This is a genomic window from Kocuria sp. U4B, assembly GCF_054875615.1.
Genome location: NZ_CM142180.1, coordinates 1,419,255 through 1,436,619, shown reverse-complemented (window position 1 = coordinate 1,436,619; position 17,365 = coordinate 1,419,255). Strand labels below are relative to the sequence as shown.

Below are 17,365 nucleotides of genomic sequence, written 5' to 3'. Positions count from 1 at the left end.
CCGCTCACGCCCGGCGGCTAGCATGGCGTCCATGAGCGACGACGCCCGCTGCCCCGTCCCGCACGGCGACCGGCGCAGGACCGCCCGCCCCGGAGAGCCCGCCGCCCCGCGGGTGGAGGTGCTCGACGGGGTCTGGCACGTCCGCTCCCTGCCGCTGGTCCGCCAGGTGCTGCGGGAGGCGGACGCCACGGTGCAGGCGGGCTTCAACGCGGAGGCCGCCCGCGAGGGGCTCACCGGCAGCCACCCCCCGGTGCTGTTCATGGACGGCCCCGAGCACCGGCGCCACCGCACCGCCACGGCGAAGTTCTTCACCCCGGCCACCGTGAGCCGCCGCTACCGCGCCCTGATGGATGAGCGCGCCGACGAGCTGGTCCAGCGGATCCGCCGGGACGGCGGGGGTGAGCTGTCCGCGATCACCCTGCGCTACTCGGTGGAGGTCGCCGCGCAGGTCGTGGGCCTGACGAACTCGGACACGGACGGGATGGCCCGCCGCCTCGAGCGCTTCTTCGCCGTTCCGTCCGCCCGCGCGCCGCAGCGGCCGGGTCCCGCGGCCCGGGTGCGCTCGGCCCTGGCCGCCCTGCGGCCCGTGTGGGCGATGGGCGTGTTCCACGTGCGGGACGTGCGCCCGGCCGTCGCCGCCCGGAGGGCCCAGCCCCAGGAGGACGTGGTCTCGCACCTGCTCGAGCAGGGCTACACCGAGCGCGAGATCCTCACGGAGTGCCTCACCTACGCCGCCGCGGGCATGGCCACCACCCGGGAGTTCATCGCGGTCGCGGCCTGGCACCTGCTGGAGGACGAGCGGCTGCGCCGCGCCTACCTGGACGCCGACGAGCCGGGCCGGCACACCATCCTGCACGAGATCCTGCGCCTGGAGCCGGTGGTGGGCCACCTCTACCGCCGCAGCACCCGGGAGCTGGTGCTGGAGGACGGCGACGAGCGGCACGCGGTGCCCGCCGGTGCCCTGCTCGACCTCTACGTCCGGCAGGCGAACACGGACCCCGAGGCGCTCGGGGAGGACGCCCGGCAGCTGTGCCCGGAGCGCTCCCGGCCCAGGGGGATCCGGCCGGAGGCCATGTCCTTCGGCGACGGCGCCCACCGCTGCCCCGGCGGCTTCATCGCGATCCAGGAGAGCGACATCTTCCTGCAGCGCCTGCTGCGGCTGCCGCTGGAGCTGGCGCGACCGCCCCGGCTGGCCTGGGTGGACCTGATCGCCGCCTACGAGGTGCGCGACGTCGCGCTGCGGGTGCGCCAGGACGTGCCCGCCCAGCCGGTGCCGTAGCCGGGCGGCGCCGCCCGCTCAGGGGTGGCGCACGCCCTGCCCGGCCAGGACCGCGCGGTAGCCCTCGCGGAAGGTGGGGTAGCGGAAGACGAAGCCGGACTCCCGCAGCCGCCGGTTGGACACCCGCTTCGAGCCGCGCCGCGGCGTGTCCGCCTCGGGGACGTCCTCGGGCAGCGGGACGCCGAGCTCCTGCGCCAGGAACTCCAGGACCTCCCGCTCCCGCACGGGCTCGTCGTCCACCCCCAGGTACAGCGTCAGGGGCTGGTCCGCCATGGTGAGCAGGTGCACGGCGGCCGCGGCGGCGTCGTCGCGGTGGATGCGGTTGGTCCAGGCGGCGCCGCTCGCGGCGTTCCCGGAGCGGACCGTGTCGATCAGCCGGGTGCGCCCGGGCCCGTAGACCCCCGCCAGGCGCAGGACCGTGCCGTGCGGGAAGTGCTCGTGGAAGATCTCCTCGGCCTCCAGCAGGACCTCGGCCGTGGGGGTGGAGGGGGCGACGGGGGTGTCCTCGGTGACCCACTCGCCCTCGGCGGCCGCGCAGACCGCGGTGGAGGAGATCAGCAGGGCGCGCCGGGGGAGCGCGCCTCCCTCCAGGACGCCGGTGAGCAGGTTCCGCAGACCGTCGACGTAGGCCGCCCGGTAGTCCTCGGGGGAGCGCCCGTCCGCGGCCGTGGCGACCACGAGGTGCTCGAGGTCGCCCGGCAGCTCCGGCACCTCGGTGCTGAGGTCCACCGGCACCCCGGCCAGGGGCTGCGGCACCAGCTCCGCCCGCCGGCGCAGCCCCAGCACCTCGTGGCCCTGCTCGGCCAGCCGCAGCCCGATCTCCGTGCCCAGATCTCCGCATCCCGCGATGACGACGCTCATGGTGTGCATTCTTCCACCGTTCCCTCCACGGCGCGCCCGGCGGTGCCGGTCAGTAGGCTGAGGACATGGCACCGGGCACCGTCTACACCGTCGGGCACTCCACGCGCTCCGCCGAGGAGCTCGTGGCGCTGCTGCGGGAGTTCGGCGTGCAGGAGCTCGTGGACATCCGCACCGTGCCGCGCTCGCGGACCAACCCCCAGTTCGACCTCGACCGGCTGCCCGCCACCCTCGCGCAGGCCGGGATCGGGCACACCTACTGCAAGGGGCTCGGCGGGCTGCGCCCCACGTCGGGCGCCTCGGTCAACACCGCCTGGCGCAACGCGTCCTTCCGCGGCTACGCCGACCACATGCAGACCGAGGAGTTCCGGTCGGCGCTCGCCCGGCTGGAGGAGCTCGCGGCGCAGCGCGTCGCCGCGATCATGTGCGCCGAGGCCGTCTGGTGGCGCTGCCACCGCTCGCTCGTGGCCGAGGCCCTGCTGGTGCGCGGGCACGACGTCCGGCACATCATGGGGCCCGGCCAGCAGACCCCGGCGGCGCTGCGGGACTTCGCCGTCGTCGACGGGGACCGGATCACCTACCCGGGCACCCATCCAGGCACGCAACCAGGAGGAGAACGATGCAGCACCTGAACGAGATCGCCATGCAGCACCTGAACGAGGCCCGCCACGGCGAGCACGGCCGCAGCTCGGAGCGCCTGCTGCACCAGAAGGTGCTGCGCCAGACCCTGATCGCCCTGCGGGAGGGCTCCCAGCTCTCCGAGCACAACGCCCCCTACGCCGGCAGCCTGCAGGTGCTGCACGGGAGGATCCGGGTGCGGTCCGGCAAGGAGCTGGTCCTCGAGGCCGGGCACCTGCACGAGCTCCCGCTGGCGCGGCACTCCGTCGAGGCCCTGGAGGACGCGGTGTTCCTGCTGACGGCGGTCACGGGCATCGAGGACGCCGCCGAGTAGCCGCCCCCCGCGCGCAGGGCGGGGCATTCCCGGTTTCGCCCTGCGCGTGAGGCGTGTCGCGGCGCCCGCGACGGGTCTAGCGTCGGGGGAGAACGCGAACATCCCCGCACCCGAAGGAGCACCCGCATGTCCCACGTGACCATCATCGGCGGCCACGGCAAGGTCGCCCTGATCCTCGCCCCGCAGCTCGTGCGCGCCGGCCACGCCGTGACCAGCATCTTCCGCAACCCCGACCACGTGGCCGACGTCCAGCAGACCGGGGCGGAGCCCGTCGTGGCCGACGTCGAGAAGCTCTCCGTCGACGAGATCGCCGGGCTGCTGCAGGGCCAGGACGCCGTGGTCTGGAGCGCCGGGGCCGGCGGCGGCAGCCCGGAGCGCACCTACGCCGTCGACCGGGACGCCGCGATCCGTGCCATGGACGCCGCCGAGCGGGCCGGCGTGAAGCGCTTCGTCATGGTCTCCTACTTCGGCGCCGGGCAGGACCACGGCATCCCCGAGGACGACCCCTTCCACGCCTACGCCCAGGCCAAGGCCGACGCCGACGACCACCTGCGCGCCTCCGGCCTCGACTGGACCATCGTGGGCCCCGGAGCCCTCACCCTCGAGGAGGCCACCGGCGCGATCGACGTGCCCGCCGGCGGCGAGCGCGACGGCGAGCGCCGCACCTCCCGCGCCAACGTGGCGCTCGTGGTCGCCGCCGTGCTGGACGACCCGGCCACGATCGGGCGGAGGATCGACTTCTCCGACGGCGGCACCCCGATCCGCGAGGCGCTCGCCGCCCAGCAGTAGCGGGACCGGCACGAACCCGCCGCCGGTGCTGCGGCGCGGCGGCGGGCGGGGGAGGGGCTCAGCCCAGGAAGGCCTCCACGCCCAGCCGGGTGCCGGCCCCCGGCTGCGTCCGGGTCGTGCGGCGCTCCGTGATCCGCCACCCCTCCGGGGTGCGCACGAGCAGGTCCAGCTGCTCGCCGCCGCGCACGGTCCCGTCCGCGGCGACCGTGAACCACTTGCTCCACGCCCGCACGCGGTCGGCACCCAGCCGGCGCAGCACGGTGTCGGTGATGTGGTGCGGGCCGAGGCCGTGGGCCCGGGCGCGCTCGACGACCTCCACGAACTCCGTGGTGCCGTGCGCGGTCCCGTGCGTCGAGGCCACGACCGCGTCCCCGGTGAGCACCAGGTCCAGGTCGTCCCAGGCGGCGACGTCCACGAGCCGGGCGCACCGGACGAGGACGGTGCCGATCGCCAGGGCGTCGTCCGCCGGGACCCGCTCCCAGCCCGCCGACGGGCCCGCCCCGGGCGCGGCGCTCACCGGCGGGCCCGTCCGGTCGCGGCGAGCACGGCGTCGTCGAACAGCGCGTACGAGTACGGGTCCGGGGCGTAGCCGCCCTCGGCGAGCGTCACGGAGTCCTGGTCGTTGCGGGGCGCGACCGTGCGCCGGGTGATCCGCCAGCCGGGGCCGGTGCGGCGGAACGTGTCGATGAAGTCCCCGCCGACGGCCTTGCGGTCCCAGGTCAGCAGCAGCATCCGCGACCAGGCCACGGCGGTGTCCTCGTCGACGGCCTCGATGATCGTGTTGAGCGTGTGCGTGGCCGGGAAGCGGGAGAGGTCGATCATCTCGAGGTAGCGCCGCACGCCCGCGGTGCCGGTGAACTCGCCGCGCGGGGTGACGAGCTCGACCTCCGGGACGAAGACCTCCCCGAACATGTCCCACTGGCGGTTGTCGAGCAGGTGCGACGAGAAGCTGAGGATCTCGGTGATCTCGATCCTGTCCTGGGCGCTGAGCGTCCCGGGGGCGGTCTCCTCCGGGGCCTGTGCTGCGTGGTCCATCTGCGTGCTCCGGTCCTCTTCTGCGCCGGCGTCCCGGGGAGGACGGACCGGCGGACGGTGCGTGGGGGTTCGGCCCACGACGAATTCTCGGGCTCCGACCGTGCCGCGAGCGACGGTCGGTCCCCTAATCTGACCACATGAGCACGCACCAGGATGACATCCAGCACATCGTCGAGTTCGTCAACCGCACCCGGGTCGGCATGCTGACCACGCGGGAGGCGACCGGCAAGCTCGTGAGCCGGCCCATGACCGTCGTGGACGTCGCGCCGGGGGAGGATCTGCACTTCTTCACCGACCGCTCCACGTCCGCGGTGGAGGACGTCCGGCGCGAGGACGCCGTCAACGTCGCCTTCGTGGGTCCCCACGAGTGGGTCTCGGTCTCCGGGGCCGCCGAGGTGGTCGAGGACCCCGCGGTGGTCGAGGGCCTGTGGTCGGACGCCCTCAGGCCCTTCTACCCGGACGGCCCGGCCACGCCCGGGCTCGTCGTGCTGCGCGTGCGCACCGAGACCGCCGAGCTGTGGCGCAGCCCCGGCACGCTCGCCACCGCCCTGCGCTGGGCCCGGGCGCGGGTCACCGGCGAGCAGATCGACGCCGGCGAGTCGACGGTGGTGGAGCTGTGAGCCTGCCCCCGATCCACCCGAGCGCCTCCGACGACCGCTCCGCCGACGAACTGGACCTCAACGAGCCGCTGCGGCTCACCGCCGTGGTGCACGGCACCGTGCACGGGGTGGGCTTCCGCTACTGGACCTGGCGCCACGCCGAGAAGCTCGGCCTGCACGGCTCCGTGGTCAACAACGCCGACGGCACCGTGGGCGTGATCGCCGAGGGCCCGCGGTGGGCCGTGGGCGACCTGCTCAAGGCGCTCAACGGCAACGACACCCCCGGCGCCGTGATGCGGGTGGACTCCCACTTCGGCCCCGCCACCGGGCAGTTCAGCGAGTTCGTCACGGGCTGACCCGCCCGGCCGGGGCCGCGGCCCCGGCCTAGGATGGAGGCATGGCGCACGACCACGCCCGGGCCCACGGGCACGCGGGGCACGACACCGACCGCGGCCACGACCACGGCCCGGGGCACGCCCACGCCGGGCCCGGCACCGACCGGTGGCGGATCGCCACCGCCTTCGGGATCACCGCCGGACTGTTCGTCGCCCAGCTGGCCGGTGCCCTGTGGACGGGGTCGCTGGCCCTGCTCTTCGACACCGCCCACGTGCTCACCGACGCCGGCGGGCTGCTGCTGGCGCTGATCGCCGCACAGCTGTCCCTGCGCCCGCCCACGGCGCGGCGCACGTGGGGCTGGCGGCGCGCCGAGATCGTCGCCGCGGCCCTGCAGGCCGGGGTGCTGCTGGCCGTGGGCCTGTTCGTGCTCGTCGAGGGCGTGCGACGGTTCGTGCAGCCGGAGCCGGTGGCCTCCGTCGAGATGATCGTCTTCGGCGTGCTGGGCCTGGCCGGCAACCTCGTGGCCATGGCGGTGCTCGTGGGCGGGCGGCGCTCCAACCTCAACCTGCGCGCGGCCGTGCTCGAGGTGCTCAACGACGCCCTCGGCTCGGTCGCCGTGATCGTCGCGGCCGTGGTCATCACCCTCACCGGCTGGGTGCAGGCGGACGCCGTCGTCGCCCTGCTCATCGGCGTGCTCATCGTCCCGCGGACCATCCGGCTGCTGGTGGAGTCCCTGTCCGTGCTCATGGAGAGCGCACCGCCGGGGCTCGACCTCGCCGACGTGCGCGGGCACATCCTCGAGCTGCCGCACGTCGTGGAGGTCCACGACCTGCACGCCTCCCGCATCTCCTCGGACCTGCCGGTGCTCACCGCCCACGTGGTGCTCGAGGACGAGTACTTCTACTCCGGCGGCTCCGCCGAGGCGCTCGGCCGGATCCAGCGGTGCGTGGCCGAGCACTTCCCGGTCTCCGTCCAGCACTCCACGATCCAGCTCGAGCCCGCCGACCACGTCGAACCCGAGGTGTGCGCCCCCCATGACCACTGACACCCACGCGCTGGTCGTCTACGTCCCCGCCACCCACGCGGAGGCGGTGCTGCAGGCCCTCGGCGACGCCGGCGCCGGGCGCTTCGGCCACTACTCCCACGTGGCCTTCGTGAGCCGCGGCACCGGCCGCTTCACCCCCCTGCCGGGGGCGGACCCCGTGCTCGGCGAGGTGGGCCGCCCCGAGGAGGTCGACGAGGTGCGCATCGAGGTGATCTACTCCGCGGCCGAGCGCGAGCACGTCCTGCGGGCGATGGCCCGGGCCCACCCCTACGAGGTCCCGGCCTTCCACACCTTCCCGGTCCACGACCGGGGCCCGTCCTTCGACGAGCGGGGCCGGCTGCGCCCGGCCCCGTGAACCGGTGCCCTAGCCGCCCAGCAGGGTCGAGCGGATGAGGAAGCGCTTGCCCTCGGGGGCCTCCACCGAGAACCCCGAGCCGCGTCCGGCCACGACGTCCACGGTGAGCAGCGTGTGCTTCCAGTACTCGAACTGCTCCCGGGAGATCCAGAACTCCAGCCGGGCGGTCGCGGGATCGCCCGGCAGCGTGAACACCCCCAGCAGCACGTCCGCGGGGCCCGTGAGGAACTCGCCGGCCGGATAGCACATGGGCGCGGAGCCGTCGCAGCACCCGCCGGACTGGTGGAACATCAGCTGCCCGTGGACCTCCCGCAGCGTGCCCAGCAGCTCGACCGCCGCCGGGGTGAGCGCCACGCGGGAGAACGTCTCGCCCTCGATCGCCGGGGCGGAGTCCAGGACGCCGGTCTGCTCGGTCCGGTCGGTCTTCTCCACGGTACGCTCCTCGGTATCGGGCACGGGCTCGGCGGTGCGACCCACGCTACAGCCGGCACAGCAGTTCCTCCAGGCCCAGCCCGTCCAGCACGCCCGCCGGGTGCGGGCCCGCCGCCGCGAAGTGCTCCGCCCACGGCCGGGGCAGGGGCCGCCGCCCGCCCACGAGGATCAGGTTGCCCGGGTAGCGGCCCGTCAGGAGGCGCTGGTCGGCCAGGCACCACACGTCCGCGAAGACGGCCCGGGCGGCCCGGGCCTGGGCCGCGAAGAACGCCAGGCCCGGGTCGTCGCCGACGTTGACCGCCATGACCCCGTGCGGGGCCAGCAGCCCGGCGGCCTCGGCGTAGAACGACGGCTCCGTGAGGTGGCCGGGGTCGTCCCGGCCGGTGAAGACGTCGAGCACCACGAGGTCCACGGTCCCGGGGGCGGCGACGTGCGGCAGCGCCGCCCGGGCGTCGTCGACGACGATCCGCACGTCCGCCCCCGCCGGCAGGGGGAGGGCCTCGAGCACGAACGCGGGCAGCTCCCGCTCCAGCTCGACGGCGACCTGGGCGGACCCGGGCCGCGTCGCGGCGACGTAGCGGGCGAGCGTCAGGGCGCCCGCGCCCAGGTGCACGGCGGTCACGGGCTCCCCGGCGGGCGCCACGAGGTCGACGACGTTGCCGATGCGCCGCAGGTACTCGTAGAAGATCTCCTCCGGCCGGGCCAGGTCCACGTGGGACTGCTCGGCCCCGCCGATGGACAGCACCCACCCGCCCTCGGTGAACCCGTCCGGGGTGATCTCGGCGTGCACGCCGGCGTCCTTGAGGAATCTGCGCATGGGCCCATCCTCCCGCAGGGAACTCCCCGGCGCCTCTTCGGCCCCGGTGCTCCGGCCACCCACCGGCCCGCGGGCCGGCCCGCGGACGCCGCCGCGGTCGCCCACCGCCACGGGTCGGCCGCGCCGGCGGAGGGCGCCTCCGCCGTGCCGGCGTCCCGGGGCTCCGCGGGGGCGCTGTTCCGGGCCGGCGACCTGGCGCCCACGGCCGGGATGCGGGTGATGTGCCTGCTGAGCCTGCTCTCCATGTCCGGCCTCACCACGTGGCTGCCGCAGATCATGGACCGGTCCGGCTCCGCGACGGGCTCGGCGGTCTCCTTCCTGCTCACGTACTCGATCGGCGCGCTGGCCGGGACCGTCGTGGCCGCGGTCATCGTCCAGCGCACGGCCCCGAAGGCCATGGTCGTCGTCGGCTTCGTCTCCGCCGCCACCGCCCTGCTGATCGCCTCCCCGTCCTCCTCGCCCGCCGTGCTCACGGCGGCGATCCCGGTCGCCGGCCTCGGCGGCATGGGCACGCAGAGCATGGTCAACGACCACATCGCCCAGCACCACCCCGCGGCCGTGCGGGCCACCGGGCTGGGCCCTGTCGCTGGGCCGCGTCGGGGCCGTCGTCGGCCCCCCCCCACGGCGCCTGGGCGATCACCGTCGGCGGGGGAGGGGGAGGTCGTGGCCGCCCGGGCGCTCCCGCCCCGACGGGGCCCGGGACGCAGCGCCGGCGGGAGGCGTCCGTGGCCGGCCTCGGCCGCGCGTGCCGGGGACGGGCGTCAAGCCGGCAGCGCGGCGCCGCCCGAGCGGGCCCGCTGCCGGGCCGCGCTCACCAGCGAGGGGTGATCAGCTCGTACTCCGGGTTGATCCGCTGCATGTAGCCGGTGTCGTCCCGGCCGCGCAGGCCGCACTCGAGGTACTGGCGGTGGAGCTTCTCCAGCCCGTCGCGGTCCAGCTCCACGCCCAGGCCCGGGGCGGTCGGCACCGGCACGGCCCCGCCGGCGAAGCGGAGGGCGCCGGGCAGCACGACGTCCTCGTCCTCGTCCTTCCACGGCCAGTGCGTGTCGCAGGCGTAGTCGAGGTTCGGGGTGGCGGCGGCGAGGTGGACCATGGCGGCCAGGCTGATCCCCAGGTGGGAGTTGGAGTGCATGGACAGCCCCAGGCCGAAGGTCTCGGTGATCCCGGCCAGGGCCTGGGAGCGGCGCAGCCCGCCCCAGAAGTGGTGGTCGGAGAGGACCACGTCCACGGCGCCGGCGGCCACGGCCGGCGCCACGTCGTCGAAGCTCACCACGCACATGTTGGTCGCCAGCGGCATCGACACCGCCCGGCGCACCTGGACCATGCCCTCGATGCCCGGTGTGGGGTCCTCGAGGTACTCCAGGATCCCGTCGAGCTCCCGGCCCACCCGGATGGAGGTCTCCACGGACCAGGCGGCGTTGGGGTCGATCCGCAGCGGCAGCCCGGGGAACTCCTCGCGCAGCGCCTTGATCGCCGCGACCTCCAGGTCGGGGCGGAGGACGCCGGCCTTGAGCTTCAGGGCGGTGAACCCGTACTCGTCCACCATCCTGCGGGCCTGCCGGACGACGCCCTCCGGGTCCAGGGCGGCGCCCCAGGTGTCCTCGTCGTGCCCGGGGTGGCCCGCCCACTTGTAGAAGAGGTAGCCGCTGAAGGGCACGGCCCCGCGCACGGCCCCGCCGAGCAGGTCGCTGACCGGGCGGCCGAGCAGCTTGCCCTGGATGTCGAGGGCGGCGACGTCGAAGGGGGAGAGCACGCGGTCGGCGGTGGACGAGCCGGTCACCATCCCGCTCATGCCGTGCCCGCCCTGGACGGTGTCCCGGGCCAGCGCGGCCGCGACCCGCTGCCGGAGGAGGTTGGTGTTGAACACGTCCGTCCCGGTGACGGCCTCGGCCGCCACGCGCAGGCGCTGCAGGTGGCCCGCGTCGCCGTAGGTCTCCCCGAGGCCGCTGATCCCGGCGTCGGTGTGCACCTCCACGATCGCGCGCAGGGCGAAGGGCTCGTGCACTCCCACGGCGTTGAGCAGGGGCGGGTCCTTGAAGGCCACCGGGGTGATGGTGACCCCCGAGACGCAGACCTGGCCGAGGAGTTCTTCCTGAATGATGTGCGGGGTCACGGGCGGGACTTTCTGGTGGGAGGGAGAGACGGGCGGGCGGCACCGGGCCGCCGGATCCTGCGCCGAGCGTAGACATCCGGCGTAATACAAGTCCAAGCCAAAAAAAGCACTGAACGATCCATAAAAGGTATTGAGCGGACTCCGGGGTCCTGCTCAGGCGAGGAGGCCGCCCAGCCCCCGGACGATCTGGAGGGTGACGTCGGCGGTCGAGCGCAGGGCGGCGATGATCTCCTGCTCGTGCTCGGGGGTCAGCCGCTCGATCGGCACCGAGCAGCTGAGGGCGTCCGTGATGCCGGAGCGGATGGGCAGGGCCACGCCGAAGCAGCGCAGGCCCGGCGTGTTCTCCTCGTCGTCGACCGAGTAGCCCCGTTCCCGGGTGGCGGCCAGGTCCTCCTTGAGCGCCGACCGGGAGGTGATGGTGCGCGGGGTGAGCGGGGTCAGCACGGCCGGCAGGTGGGCCTCCAGCTCCTCCTCGTCGAAGTGCGCCAGCACGGCCTTCCCCAGGGACGTGGAGTACGCGGGCAGGCGCCGGCCGACCCGGTTCCGGGTGCGCTCGTAGGCGGCGGACTGGTGGGTGGCCAGGTAGACCATGTCGGTGCGGTCCAGGCGCCCGTAGTGCACGGTCTCCTCCAGGCGCCTGCTCACCTGCTCCACGTGGGGCTGGACCACCTGCAGCAGCGGGTCGGTGTCCAGGTAGGTGGTGCCGGCCAGCAGGGCCCGGATGCCGATGCTGTAGAGCGAGTGCGTGGAGTCGCTGCGCACCCACCCCAGCTCGCTGAGCGTGCGCAGCAGCGCGTACATGCTGCTGCGCGGAGCGCCCATGGCCTCGCACAGCTCCCGGACGGTGACGGGCTCGTTGCCCCGGGCGGCCAGCACCTCGAGGACCTCCACGGTGCGGGCGGCGGACTTCACCCCGCGCACCCCGTTGCCCGCTGCCGGGCCTGCGGTCGCTTCCTGCTGCTCCATCTGGATCTCCCTCGGTCGGGCCTGGCGACCCTTGACAGTGATGTGTCTCATACACAACTATGAGTCCCATCACGAACTCTTGTCTACATATATAGACAGATTCCACGGACAAGACCGAATCGGGGATCACGGTTCCCGCGGTCCCGCACCGCCGGTCCGGCTCCGCCCCCTCGGTCGCCCGCGCCATCCGGCCCCTTCCAGCAGAGGAACGCTCCACGATGAACTCCCAGAAGCCCGCAGTCACCGCCGTCGCCGGCCTCGGCATCCTGTCGCTCGTCCTGACCGGGTGCGGTGGTGTCGAGACGGCCTCCGGCTCCGCCGACTACCCCACCAAGTCCGTCAACCTCACCGCGCCCTCGAGTGCGGGCGGCAGCACCGACCTCATCTCCCGCGCCCTCGCCTCCTCCCTCGAGGAGCCCCTGGGCCAGAGCGTCGTGGTGGAGAACAAGCCCGGTGCCAACACGGCGGTGGGGACCAAGGAGGTCCTGAACTCGGAGGCGGACGGCTACAGCACCGTCCTGGCCGCCGAGTCCCTGTTCGCCATCACCCCGCTGTTCGTCGAGGACCCCGAGGCCGCGACGATGGAGGACATGGCCGTCGTGGCCCCCGTCTCGGTGGAGGAGTACATCCTGGTCGTGAACAAGGACTCCGGCATCTCCACCCTGGAGGATCTCCTGGAGAAGGACGACATCAAGTACGCCACCTCCGGGGCGGGAACCGGCGGGCAGTTCGGGCAGGCGGCCCTCTTCTCGCTGGCCGGCAAGAAGGCCACCGACGTGCCCTTCGACGGCGGCTCCGCCGCCGTGACCGCCGTGCTCGGCAGCCACGCCGACGCGACCGCCACCCAGCTCGCCGAGGTGAAGCCGCAGATCGACGCGGGCGAGCTGGTGCCGCTGGCCGTCTTCACGGCCGAGCGCAGCGAGTACTTCCCCGACGTGCCGACCGTCGAGGAGGCCGGCTACGACGTCGACGTCGTCCAGCGCCGCTGGATCGCCGTGCCGAAGGACACCCCCGAGGAGGTCGTCACCAAGCTGACGGAGTCCGTCGAGACCGCCAAGGACTCCCAGGAGTTCCAGGACTTCCTGAAGACCAACCTCATCGGCGAGTGGGACGGCGCGCCGGCCGACGTGACCAGCACCGTCGAGGAGGACCTCCAGACCTACACCGAGCTCGCGCAGGAGTACGGCATCGGGGGCCAGCAGTGAGCTCGTCGGCCGTCGCCCGCGGGGAGCCCGATCAGGACCACGAGCTCGAGTTCGAGGAGGAGGCCCCCCGGGGCGGGGCGACCACCGCACGCCTCGGCGCCCTCGTCCCCCTGGTGCTGGGGGTGTCCGGTGCCGTCGTGTCCGCGGGGCTGGGCATCGGCTCCCTCGGCGCCCCCGGCGCGGGGCTGTGGCCCCTGGTCATCTCCCTGCTCATGATCACGGCCTCGGCCACGGCCCTGCTCAAGGCCAAGCAGGACGACGACGTCGAGGCGTTCGACCGCGGCATCCTCACCGTGGTCCTCAGCGTGGTCAGCCTCCTGGCCTATGCGGCGCTGCTGCCCATGGTCGGCTTCGAGATCCCCACGGTCCTGCTCCTGTTCTTCTGGATCAAGATCCTCGGCCGGGAGGGCTGGCGCTCCGCCGTCACGGTGTCCCTGGTGGCCACCGCGGTGGTCTACGGGCTGTTCGTGCTCCTGCTCGCCGTCCCTCTCCCGCACCTCTTCTAGGAAGCGACACCCGGAATGGATATCCTCAACGACGCCCTCGGCGGCTTCGACGTGGTGCTGCAGCCGGCCAACCTGCTGTTCTGCCTGCTCGGCGTCACCCTGGGCATGCTGATCGGCGTCCTGCCGGGTCTGGGCCCGGCGGCCACGATCGCCATCCTGCTGCCGATCACCTACACGATGGAGCCGGCCAGCGCCATCATCCTGCTCGCCGGCATCTTCTACGGCGCCCAGTACGGCGGGACCATCACCTCGGTGCTGCTGCGGCTGCCGGGTGAGGCCTCCAGCGTGGTCACCGCCCTGGACGGCTACCAGATGGCGCGGCAGGGCCGCGCCGGCGCCGCCCTCGGCATCGCCGCGGTCGGGTCGTTCGTCGGCGGCACCATCGCGATCGTGGGGCTGACGTTCCTGGCGCCCCTGGTGGCCTCCTTCGCCCTGGACTTCGGCCCCGCCGAGTACACCCTGCTCGCCCTGCTGGGCATCCTGCTGGTGTCCTCGCTGGGCAACGGCTCGGCCCGCAAGGCCGCGGTCGCCGCCACCATCGGCCTGCTCCTGGCCACGGTGGGCCGCGATCCCGTCACGGGCGTCAGCCGGTTCACCTTCGGCTCGGACAACCTGGCCGACGGCATCGACTTCGTCATCATCGCCATGGGCCTGTTCGGGGTCGGGGAGATCCTCTACAACATGGCCACCCCGCCCTCGGCCACCTCCGGCACCCCGCAGTTCCGGCGGGCGCTGCCCACCGGCGCGGACCTGAAGCAGTCCTCGGGGGCCATCGCGCGCGGCTCCGTCTCGGGCTTCGTGCTGGGCGTCCTGCCGGGCGGCGGGGCCACGATCGCCTCCCTGGTGGCCTACGCGACGGAGAAGAAGCTGGCCAAGCGGCCCGAGCGCTTCGGCCGCGGCGCGATCGAGGGCGTGGCCGGACCGGAGACCGCCAACAACTCCGCCGCCACCAGCTCCTTCATCCCGCTGCTGACCCTCGGCATCCCCGCCAACGGAACCATGGCGATCATGTTCGGCGCGCTGATGCTGCAGGGGATCACCCCGGGCCCGGGGCTGATCAACGAGCACCCTGACGTGTTCTGGGGCGTGATCGACTCCATGTACATCGGCAACGTCTTCCTGCTGCTGCTGTCGATCCCGCTGATCGGGATCTTCGTGCGGCTGCTGCGGGTCAAGGCCACGATCCTCAACCCGCTGACCGTGCTGATCACCATGATCGGCGTCTACACCGTGCGCAACAGCGTCTTCGACATGTTCCTCGTCATCGCCTTCGGCGTGGTGGGGTACCTCATGAAGAAGACCGGCTTCCCGCCCGGGCCCCTCGTGCTGGCCTTCGTGCTCGGCGGGCTCCTGGAGACCTCCTTCCGCCAGTCCATCCGGCTCTCCGAGGGCAGCCTGGCGATCTTCGTCGCCAGCCCGATCGCCGTCACCCTGGTCGTCGCGATCGTCGTGGCGATCGCCGCGGCGCCGGTCATGGCCTGGCTGCTCAGGCGCCAGCAGGCGAGGACCGACGCCACGCTGCACACCCACGCCCAGGCCTACCAGGACTGAGCCGACGGCCGCGCCCCCGAACCCCCGAACGGAAACAGGTGAACATGAGCATCATCATCGGATACGTCCCCAACGAGCGCGGCGAGGCCGCCTACGCCAAGGCCCTGTCCCTGGCCGCCGGCCTCGGCCAGGAGCTGGTCATCATGAACAGCAGCGGCCGGCACTCCCACATCGACCCCCGCCTGGCCGCGGAGTCGGACCTCGAGGCCCTGGTGGCCCGTGCCCGTGAGGCCGGCGTCGCCGCACGGACCGAGCGCAGCGCCGGCGCGGACGGCCCCGAGGCCCTCATCGAGGCCTCCCACGCCGAGGACGCGGACATGCTGGTCATCGGCATCCGCAAGCGCTCCCAGGTGGGCAAGCTGCTGCTGGGCAGCGACGCCCAGCGCATCCTGCTGGAGGCGACCTGCCCCGTCCTCGCCGTGAAGGCGTGACGGGGGCGGGTCCGGTCCGGCGGCGCGGTCGCCGGACCGGACCCGCGCCACGGGGCGCCCGCCGGATCCGCCCCGCATCCAGCTGCCCGCCGATTCCCGCACCCCCGGAGGACACCATGTTCACGCTGGACCAGGCCCGCAGCTTCATCGCCGTGGCCGAGGAGCTGCACTTCGGCCGCGCCGCCGAGCGGCTCAACATGACCCAGCCGCCGCTGAGCCGCCAGATCCAGAAGCTGGAGAAGGCGCTGGGCGTCGAGCTGCTGGAGCGGGACAACCGCCGGGTGGCCCTGACCGCGGCCGGCGTGGCCTTCCTCGCGGAGGCGCGCCGTCTGGTGGTGGCCGCCGACCGCGCCCCGGCGACGGCCCAGCGGATCGCGGCCGGGCGGGCCGGGATGGTGCGGGTCGGCTTCACCGCGGCCTCCGGCTTCAGCGTCCTCAGCCCGCTGCTCAGCGAGCTCGGGCAGGTGCTGCCCGACGTGGACGTGGACCTGCAGGAGATGGTGACCGACGAGCAGCTGCAGGCCCTGCTGGACGGTGACCTGGACCTCGGCCTGGCCCGCCCGCCCTTCGACCGGAACGTCTTCGAGTCCCGGCTGCTGCTCTCCGAGGCGCTCTGCCTGGCCGTCCCGCAGACCCACGGCCTGGCGTCCCGGGGACGGCCCATCACCCCGGCCGACCTCGAGGACGTGCCGCTGATCATGCACTCCCCGACCACGGCACGGTACTTCTACGACCTCGCCGTGCGCACCGTCGAGATCGACCACCGCAACGTGGCCTACACCGTGGGCCAGATCGTCACCATGGTGGCGCTGGTGGCGGCCGGCCGCGGCGTCGCCTTCGTGCCCGAGTCCGCCCGCGCGCTCGGTCTCGCCGGCGTCTCCTACCTGCCGCTGGAGAACCACGCGCCGGACGCCGTGCAGCTGCACGCCCTCTGGGTGCGCGGCACGAACAACCCTGCCCTGAAGCGCCTGCTGGACGAGGTCCCCCTGCTCGCCCGCTGACCGGAGCGCCGGCGGCACCGCCCCTCCATCAATACCCGCACCGCATCGCACCATCCATAAAAAGGCTTAGACAGGCATAGACCGCCTTCCTAGGCTCATTGACGAACCACTGCCTCCCCGCCGCCGCGCGGGACCGAACGTAAGGACCACGACCATGGCCAACCACACCCCGCAGGAACTGGCGTCCCGGCTCAAGGAGGGCCTGCTCTCCTTCCCCGTCACCGCGTTCGACCGCGACCTGCTCTTCGACGAGACGGCCTACCGCGAGCACCTGGCCTGGCAGGCCAGCTTCCCCGTGGCAGGGCTCTTCGCCGCCGGCGGGACCGGGGAGGGCTTCTCCCTGGCCCCGGAGGAGATCGCCACCGTCGTGCGCGTGGCCGTGGAGGAGGTCGGCGAGCAGGTGCCGGTGCTCGCCCCGGCGGCCGGCAACACCGCCCAGGCCGTGCGCAACGCCCAGGACGCCGAGGCCGCCGGCGCCGAGGGCCTGCTGCTGCTGCCCCCGTACCTCACCGAGGCCGACCAGCGCGGACTGGAGGCGCACGCGGACGCCGTGTGCTCGGCGACGAGCCTGGGCGTGATCGTCTACAACCGGGCGAACGCGATCTACTCGGCCGAGACCGTGGCCCGCCTGGCCGAGCGCCACGAGAACTTCATCGGCTTCAAGGACGGCGTCGGCAACATCGAGCACCTCACCAAGGTCTACGCCCGCAACGGCGACCGGCTCTTCTACCTCGGGGGCCTGCCCACCGCGGAGACCTTCGCCCTGCCGCTGCTGCAGCTGGGGATGAGCACCTACTCCTCGGCGCTGTACAATTTCATGCCCGAGTTCGCCCTCGCGTTCTACCGCGACGTCCGCGCCCAGGACCGGGCCGCCGTGACCGACAAGCTCAACCGCTTCGTCCTGCCCTACATCGAGATCCGCGACCGGGTGAAGGGCTACGGGGTCTCGATCGTCAAGGGCGGCCTCAAGGCCGTGGGCCGCGACGCCGGCGGGGTGCGCCCGCCGCTGCAGGACCTCACCGAGGCCGACCTCGCCGACCTCAAGGCCCTCATCGACGCCAACATCCTCCAGTCCGCCTGAGCGCCCCGCCCCCG

At 73.5% G+C, this 17,365-nt stretch carries 22 protein-coding genes; 15 read left to right on the top strand and 7 right to left on the bottom strand.

Going from position 1 to position 17,365, the window contains the following annotated elements; all coding sequences use genetic code 11:
* Window positions 1-31: 31 nt before the first annotated feature.
* Window positions 32-1,279 carry a cytochrome P450 gene (locus ACYSMR_RS06850; RefSeq protein WP_461747752.1) on the top strand — a complete coding sequence of 416 codons (1,248 nt, stop codon included), beginning with the start codon at window positions 32-34 and terminating at the stop codon, window positions 1,277-1,279.
* Window positions 1,280-1,297: 18 nt separating this feature from the next.
* On the opposite strand, the gene ACYSMR_RS06845 is transcribed toward ACYSMR_RS06850, so the two are convergent.
* On the bottom strand, window positions 1,298-2,140 hold the full coding sequence (locus ACYSMR_RS06845) for an SDR family oxidoreductase (protein ID WP_461747751.1): 843 nt from the start codon (window positions 2,138-2,140) through the stop codon (window positions 1,298-1,300).
* Window positions 2,141-2,205: 65 nt separating this feature from the next.
* On the opposite strand from ACYSMR_RS06845, the gene ACYSMR_RS06840 reads away from it, so the two are divergent.
* From ACYSMR_RS06840 to ACYSMR_RS06830, 3 genes are all read left to right on the top strand, one after another.
* Window positions 2,206-2,769 (top strand): DUF488 domain-containing protein, encoded by a 564-nt coding sequence (locus ACYSMR_RS06840; RefSeq protein WP_461747750.1) that lies wholly within the window; start codon window positions 2,206-2,208, stop codon window positions 2,767-2,769.
* The gene (locus ACYSMR_RS06835) at window positions 2,757-3,089 is read left to right on the top strand and encodes a cupin domain-containing protein (RefSeq protein ID WP_251331706.1); all 333 of its coding nucleotides are present in this window, start codon (window positions 2,757-2,759) and stop codon (window positions 3,087-3,089) included. The genes ACYSMR_RS06840 and ACYSMR_RS06835 overlap by 13 nt, the downstream gene beginning before the upstream one ends.
* A 126-nt stretch (window positions 3,090-3,215) precedes the next feature.
* Window positions 3,216-3,878: an SDR family oxidoreductase gene (locus ACYSMR_RS06830; RefSeq protein ID WP_461747749.1), complete on the top strand. Its 663-nt coding sequence runs from the start codon at window positions 3,216-3,218 to the stop codon at window positions 3,876-3,878.
* A gap of 58 nt (window positions 3,879-3,936) precedes the next feature.
* On the opposite strand, the gene ACYSMR_RS06825 is transcribed toward ACYSMR_RS06830, so the two are convergent.
* Both ACYSMR_RS06825 and ACYSMR_RS06820 read right to left on the bottom strand, forming a co-directional pair.
* On the bottom strand, window positions 3,937-4,395 hold the full coding sequence (locus tag ACYSMR_RS06825) for a nuclear transport factor 2 family protein (protein WP_309125709.1): 459 nt from the start codon (window positions 4,393-4,395) through the stop codon (window positions 3,937-3,939).
* Entirely contained in the window at window positions 4,392-4,913 is a 522-nt protein-coding gene (locus tag ACYSMR_RS06820; protein ID WP_461747748.1) for a nuclear transport factor 2 family protein, read from the bottom strand. The genes ACYSMR_RS06825 and ACYSMR_RS06820 overlap by 4 nt, the downstream gene beginning before the upstream one ends.
* Before the next feature lie 137 nt (window positions 4,914-5,050).
* Between ACYSMR_RS06820 and ACYSMR_RS06815 the strand changes: the two genes are divergently transcribed.
* The 4 genes from ACYSMR_RS06815 to ACYSMR_RS06800 are packed head-to-tail and all read left to right on the top strand — an operon-like array spanning window position 5,051 to window position 7,248.
* A complete protein-coding gene (locus tag ACYSMR_RS06815) occupies window positions 5,051-5,533 on the top strand; it encodes a pyridoxamine 5'-phosphate oxidase family protein (protein WP_251331702.1) in 483 nt (160 codons plus the stop codon).
* A complete protein-coding gene (locus ACYSMR_RS06810) occupies window positions 5,530-5,868 on the top strand; it encodes an acylphosphatase (RefSeq protein ID WP_251331701.1) in 339 nt (112 codons plus the stop codon). The genes ACYSMR_RS06815 and ACYSMR_RS06810 overlap by 4 nt, the downstream gene beginning before the upstream one ends.
* A 41-nt stretch (window positions 5,869-5,909) precedes the next feature.
* The gene (locus tag ACYSMR_RS06805) at window positions 5,910-6,893 is read left to right on the top strand and encodes a cation diffusion facilitator family transporter (protein ID WP_461747747.1); all 984 of its coding nucleotides are present in this window, start codon (window positions 5,910-5,912) and stop codon (window positions 6,891-6,893) included.
* Window positions 6,883-7,248, top strand: a complete 366-nt coding sequence (locus tag ACYSMR_RS06800) for a hypothetical protein (RefSeq protein WP_461747746.1) — start codon at window positions 6,883-6,885, stop codon at window positions 7,246-7,248. The genes ACYSMR_RS06805 and ACYSMR_RS06800 overlap by 11 nt, the downstream gene beginning before the upstream one ends.
* Window positions 7,249-7,257: 9 nt before the next feature.
* On the opposite strand, the gene ACYSMR_RS06795 is transcribed toward ACYSMR_RS06800, so the two are convergent.
* Together ACYSMR_RS06795 and ACYSMR_RS06790 are read right to left on the bottom strand one after the other, a co-directional pair.
* Complete coding sequence (locus tag ACYSMR_RS06795; protein WP_461747745.1) at window positions 7,258-7,680, bottom strand: DUF779 domain-containing protein; 423 nt, start codon at window positions 7,678-7,680, stop codon at window positions 7,258-7,260.
* A gap of 46 nt (window positions 7,681-7,726) precedes the next feature.
* A complete protein-coding gene (locus ACYSMR_RS06790; protein ID WP_461747744.1) occupies window positions 7,727-8,497 on the bottom strand; it encodes a spermidine synthase in 771 nt (256 codons plus the stop codon).
* Window positions 8,498-8,641: 144 nt separating this feature from the next.
* Between ACYSMR_RS06790 and ACYSMR_RS06785 the strand changes: the two genes are divergently transcribed.
* Window positions 8,642-9,325, top strand: a complete 684-nt coding sequence (locus tag ACYSMR_RS06785; protein WP_461747743.1) for a hypothetical protein — start codon at window positions 8,642-8,644, stop codon at window positions 9,323-9,325.
* Here the strand turns inward: ACYSMR_RS06785 and ACYSMR_RS06780 are convergent.
* Both ACYSMR_RS06780 and ACYSMR_RS06775 read right to left on the bottom strand, forming a co-directional pair.
* Window positions 9,309-10,610, bottom strand: coding sequence for a glucarate dehydratase family protein (locus ACYSMR_RS06780; protein ID WP_461747742.1), 1,302 nt, complete (start codon window positions 10,608-10,610; stop codon window positions 9,309-9,311). The two genes, ACYSMR_RS06785 and ACYSMR_RS06780, sit on opposite strands and share 17 nt — an antisense overlap.
* Window positions 10,611-10,763: 153 nt before the next feature.
* Entirely contained in the window at window positions 10,764-11,576 is an 813-nt protein-coding gene (locus ACYSMR_RS06775) for an IclR family transcriptional regulator (protein ID WP_461747741.1), read from the bottom strand.
* Window positions 11,577-11,794: 218 nt separating this feature from the next.
* On the opposite strand from ACYSMR_RS06775, the gene ACYSMR_RS06770 reads away from it, so the two are divergent.
* The 6 genes from ACYSMR_RS06770 to kdgD all read left to right on the top strand — a co-directional run bounded on the left by ACYSMR_RS06770 (window position 11,795) and on the right by kdgD (window position 17,351).
* Window positions 11,795-12,781, top strand: coding sequence for a tripartite tricarboxylate transporter substrate binding protein (locus tag ACYSMR_RS06770; RefSeq protein ID WP_461747740.1), 987 nt, complete (start codon window positions 11,795-11,797; stop codon window positions 12,779-12,781).
* On the top strand, window positions 12,778-13,287 hold the full coding sequence (locus ACYSMR_RS06765; RefSeq protein WP_251331692.1) for a tripartite tricarboxylate transporter TctB family protein: 510 nt from the start codon (window positions 12,778-12,780) through the stop codon (window positions 13,285-13,287). The genes ACYSMR_RS06770 and ACYSMR_RS06765 overlap by 4 nt, the downstream gene beginning before the upstream one ends.
* A gap of 15 nt (window positions 13,288-13,302) precedes the next feature.
* Window positions 13,303-14,838 (top strand): tripartite tricarboxylate transporter permease, encoded by a 1,536-nt coding sequence (locus tag ACYSMR_RS06760; protein ID WP_251331691.1) that lies wholly within the window; start codon window positions 13,303-13,305, stop codon window positions 14,836-14,838.
* Window positions 14,839-14,882: 44 nt separating this feature from the next.
* Entirely contained in the window at window positions 14,883-15,269 is a 387-nt protein-coding gene (locus ACYSMR_RS06755) for a universal stress protein (RefSeq protein WP_251331690.1), read from the top strand.
* Window positions 15,270-15,385: 116 nt separating this feature from the next.
* Entirely contained in the window at window positions 15,386-16,270 is an 885-nt protein-coding gene (locus tag ACYSMR_RS06750; RefSeq protein WP_461747739.1) for a LysR family transcriptional regulator, read from the top strand.
* 154 nt (window positions 16,271-16,424) lie between these two features.
* Window positions 16,425-17,351 carry a 5-dehydro-4-deoxyglucarate dehydratase gene (gene kdgD / locus ACYSMR_RS06745; protein WP_251331688.1) on the top strand — a complete coding sequence of 309 codons (927 nt, stop codon included), beginning with the start codon at window positions 16,425-16,427 and terminating at the stop codon, window positions 17,349-17,351.
* Window positions 17,352-17,365 lie beyond the last annotated feature (14 nt).

Coding starts and splice junctions, on each gene's coding strand:
- ACYSMR_RS06850 (WP_461747752.1), top strand. CDS start 32: ATGAGCGACGACGCCCGCTGCCCCGTCCCGCACGGCGACCGGCGCAGG.
- ACYSMR_RS06845 (WP_461747751.1), bottom strand. CDS start 2,140: ATGAGCGTCGTCATCGCGGGATGCGGAGATCTGGGCACGGAGATCGGG.
- ACYSMR_RS06840 (WP_461747750.1), top strand. CDS start 2,206: ATGGCACCGGGCACCGTCTACACCGTCGGGCACTCCACGCGCTCCGCC.
- ACYSMR_RS06835 (WP_251331706.1), top strand. CDS start 2,757: ATGCAGCACCTGAACGAGATCGCCATGCAGCACCTGAACGAGGCCCGC.
- ACYSMR_RS06830 (WP_461747749.1), top strand. CDS start 3,216: ATGTCCCACGTGACCATCATCGGCGGCCACGGCAAGGTCGCCCTGATC.
- ACYSMR_RS06820 (WP_461747748.1), bottom strand. CDS start 4,913: ATGGACCACGCAGCACAGGCCCCGGAGGAGACCGCCCCCGGGACGCTC.
- ACYSMR_RS06815 (WP_251331702.1), top strand. CDS start 5,051: ATGAGCACGCACCAGGATGACATCCAGCACATCGTCGAGTTCGTCAAC.
- ACYSMR_RS06805 (WP_461747747.1), top strand. CDS start 5,910: ATGGCGCACGACCACGCCCGGGCCCACGGGCACGCGGGGCACGACACC.
- ACYSMR_RS06800 (WP_461747746.1), top strand. CDS start 6,883: ATGACCACTGACACCCACGCGCTGGTCGTCTACGTCCCCGCCACCCAC.
- ACYSMR_RS06790 (WP_461747744.1), bottom strand. CDS start 8,497: ATGCGCAGATTCCTCAAGGACGCCGGCGTGCACGCCGAGATCACCCCG.
- ACYSMR_RS06775 (WP_461747741.1), bottom strand. CDS start 11,576: ATGGAGCAGCAGGAAGCGACCGCAGGCCCGGCAGCGGGCAACGGGGTG.
- ACYSMR_RS06770 (WP_461747740.1), top strand. CDS start 11,795: ATGAACTCCCAGAAGCCCGCAGTCACCGCCGTCGCCGGCCTCGGCATC.
- ACYSMR_RS06760 (WP_251331691.1), top strand. CDS start 13,303: ATGGATATCCTCAACGACGCCCTCGGCGGCTTCGACGTGGTGCTGCAG.
- ACYSMR_RS06755 (WP_251331690.1), top strand. CDS start 14,883: ATGAGCATCATCATCGGATACGTCCCCAACGAGCGCGGCGAGGCCGCC.
- ACYSMR_RS06750 (WP_461747739.1), top strand. CDS start 15,386: ATGTTCACGCTGGACCAGGCCCGCAGCTTCATCGCCGTGGCCGAGGAG.
- kdgD (WP_251331688.1), top strand. CDS start 16,425: ATGGCCAACCACACCCCGCAGGAACTGGCGTCCCGGCTCAAGGAGGGC.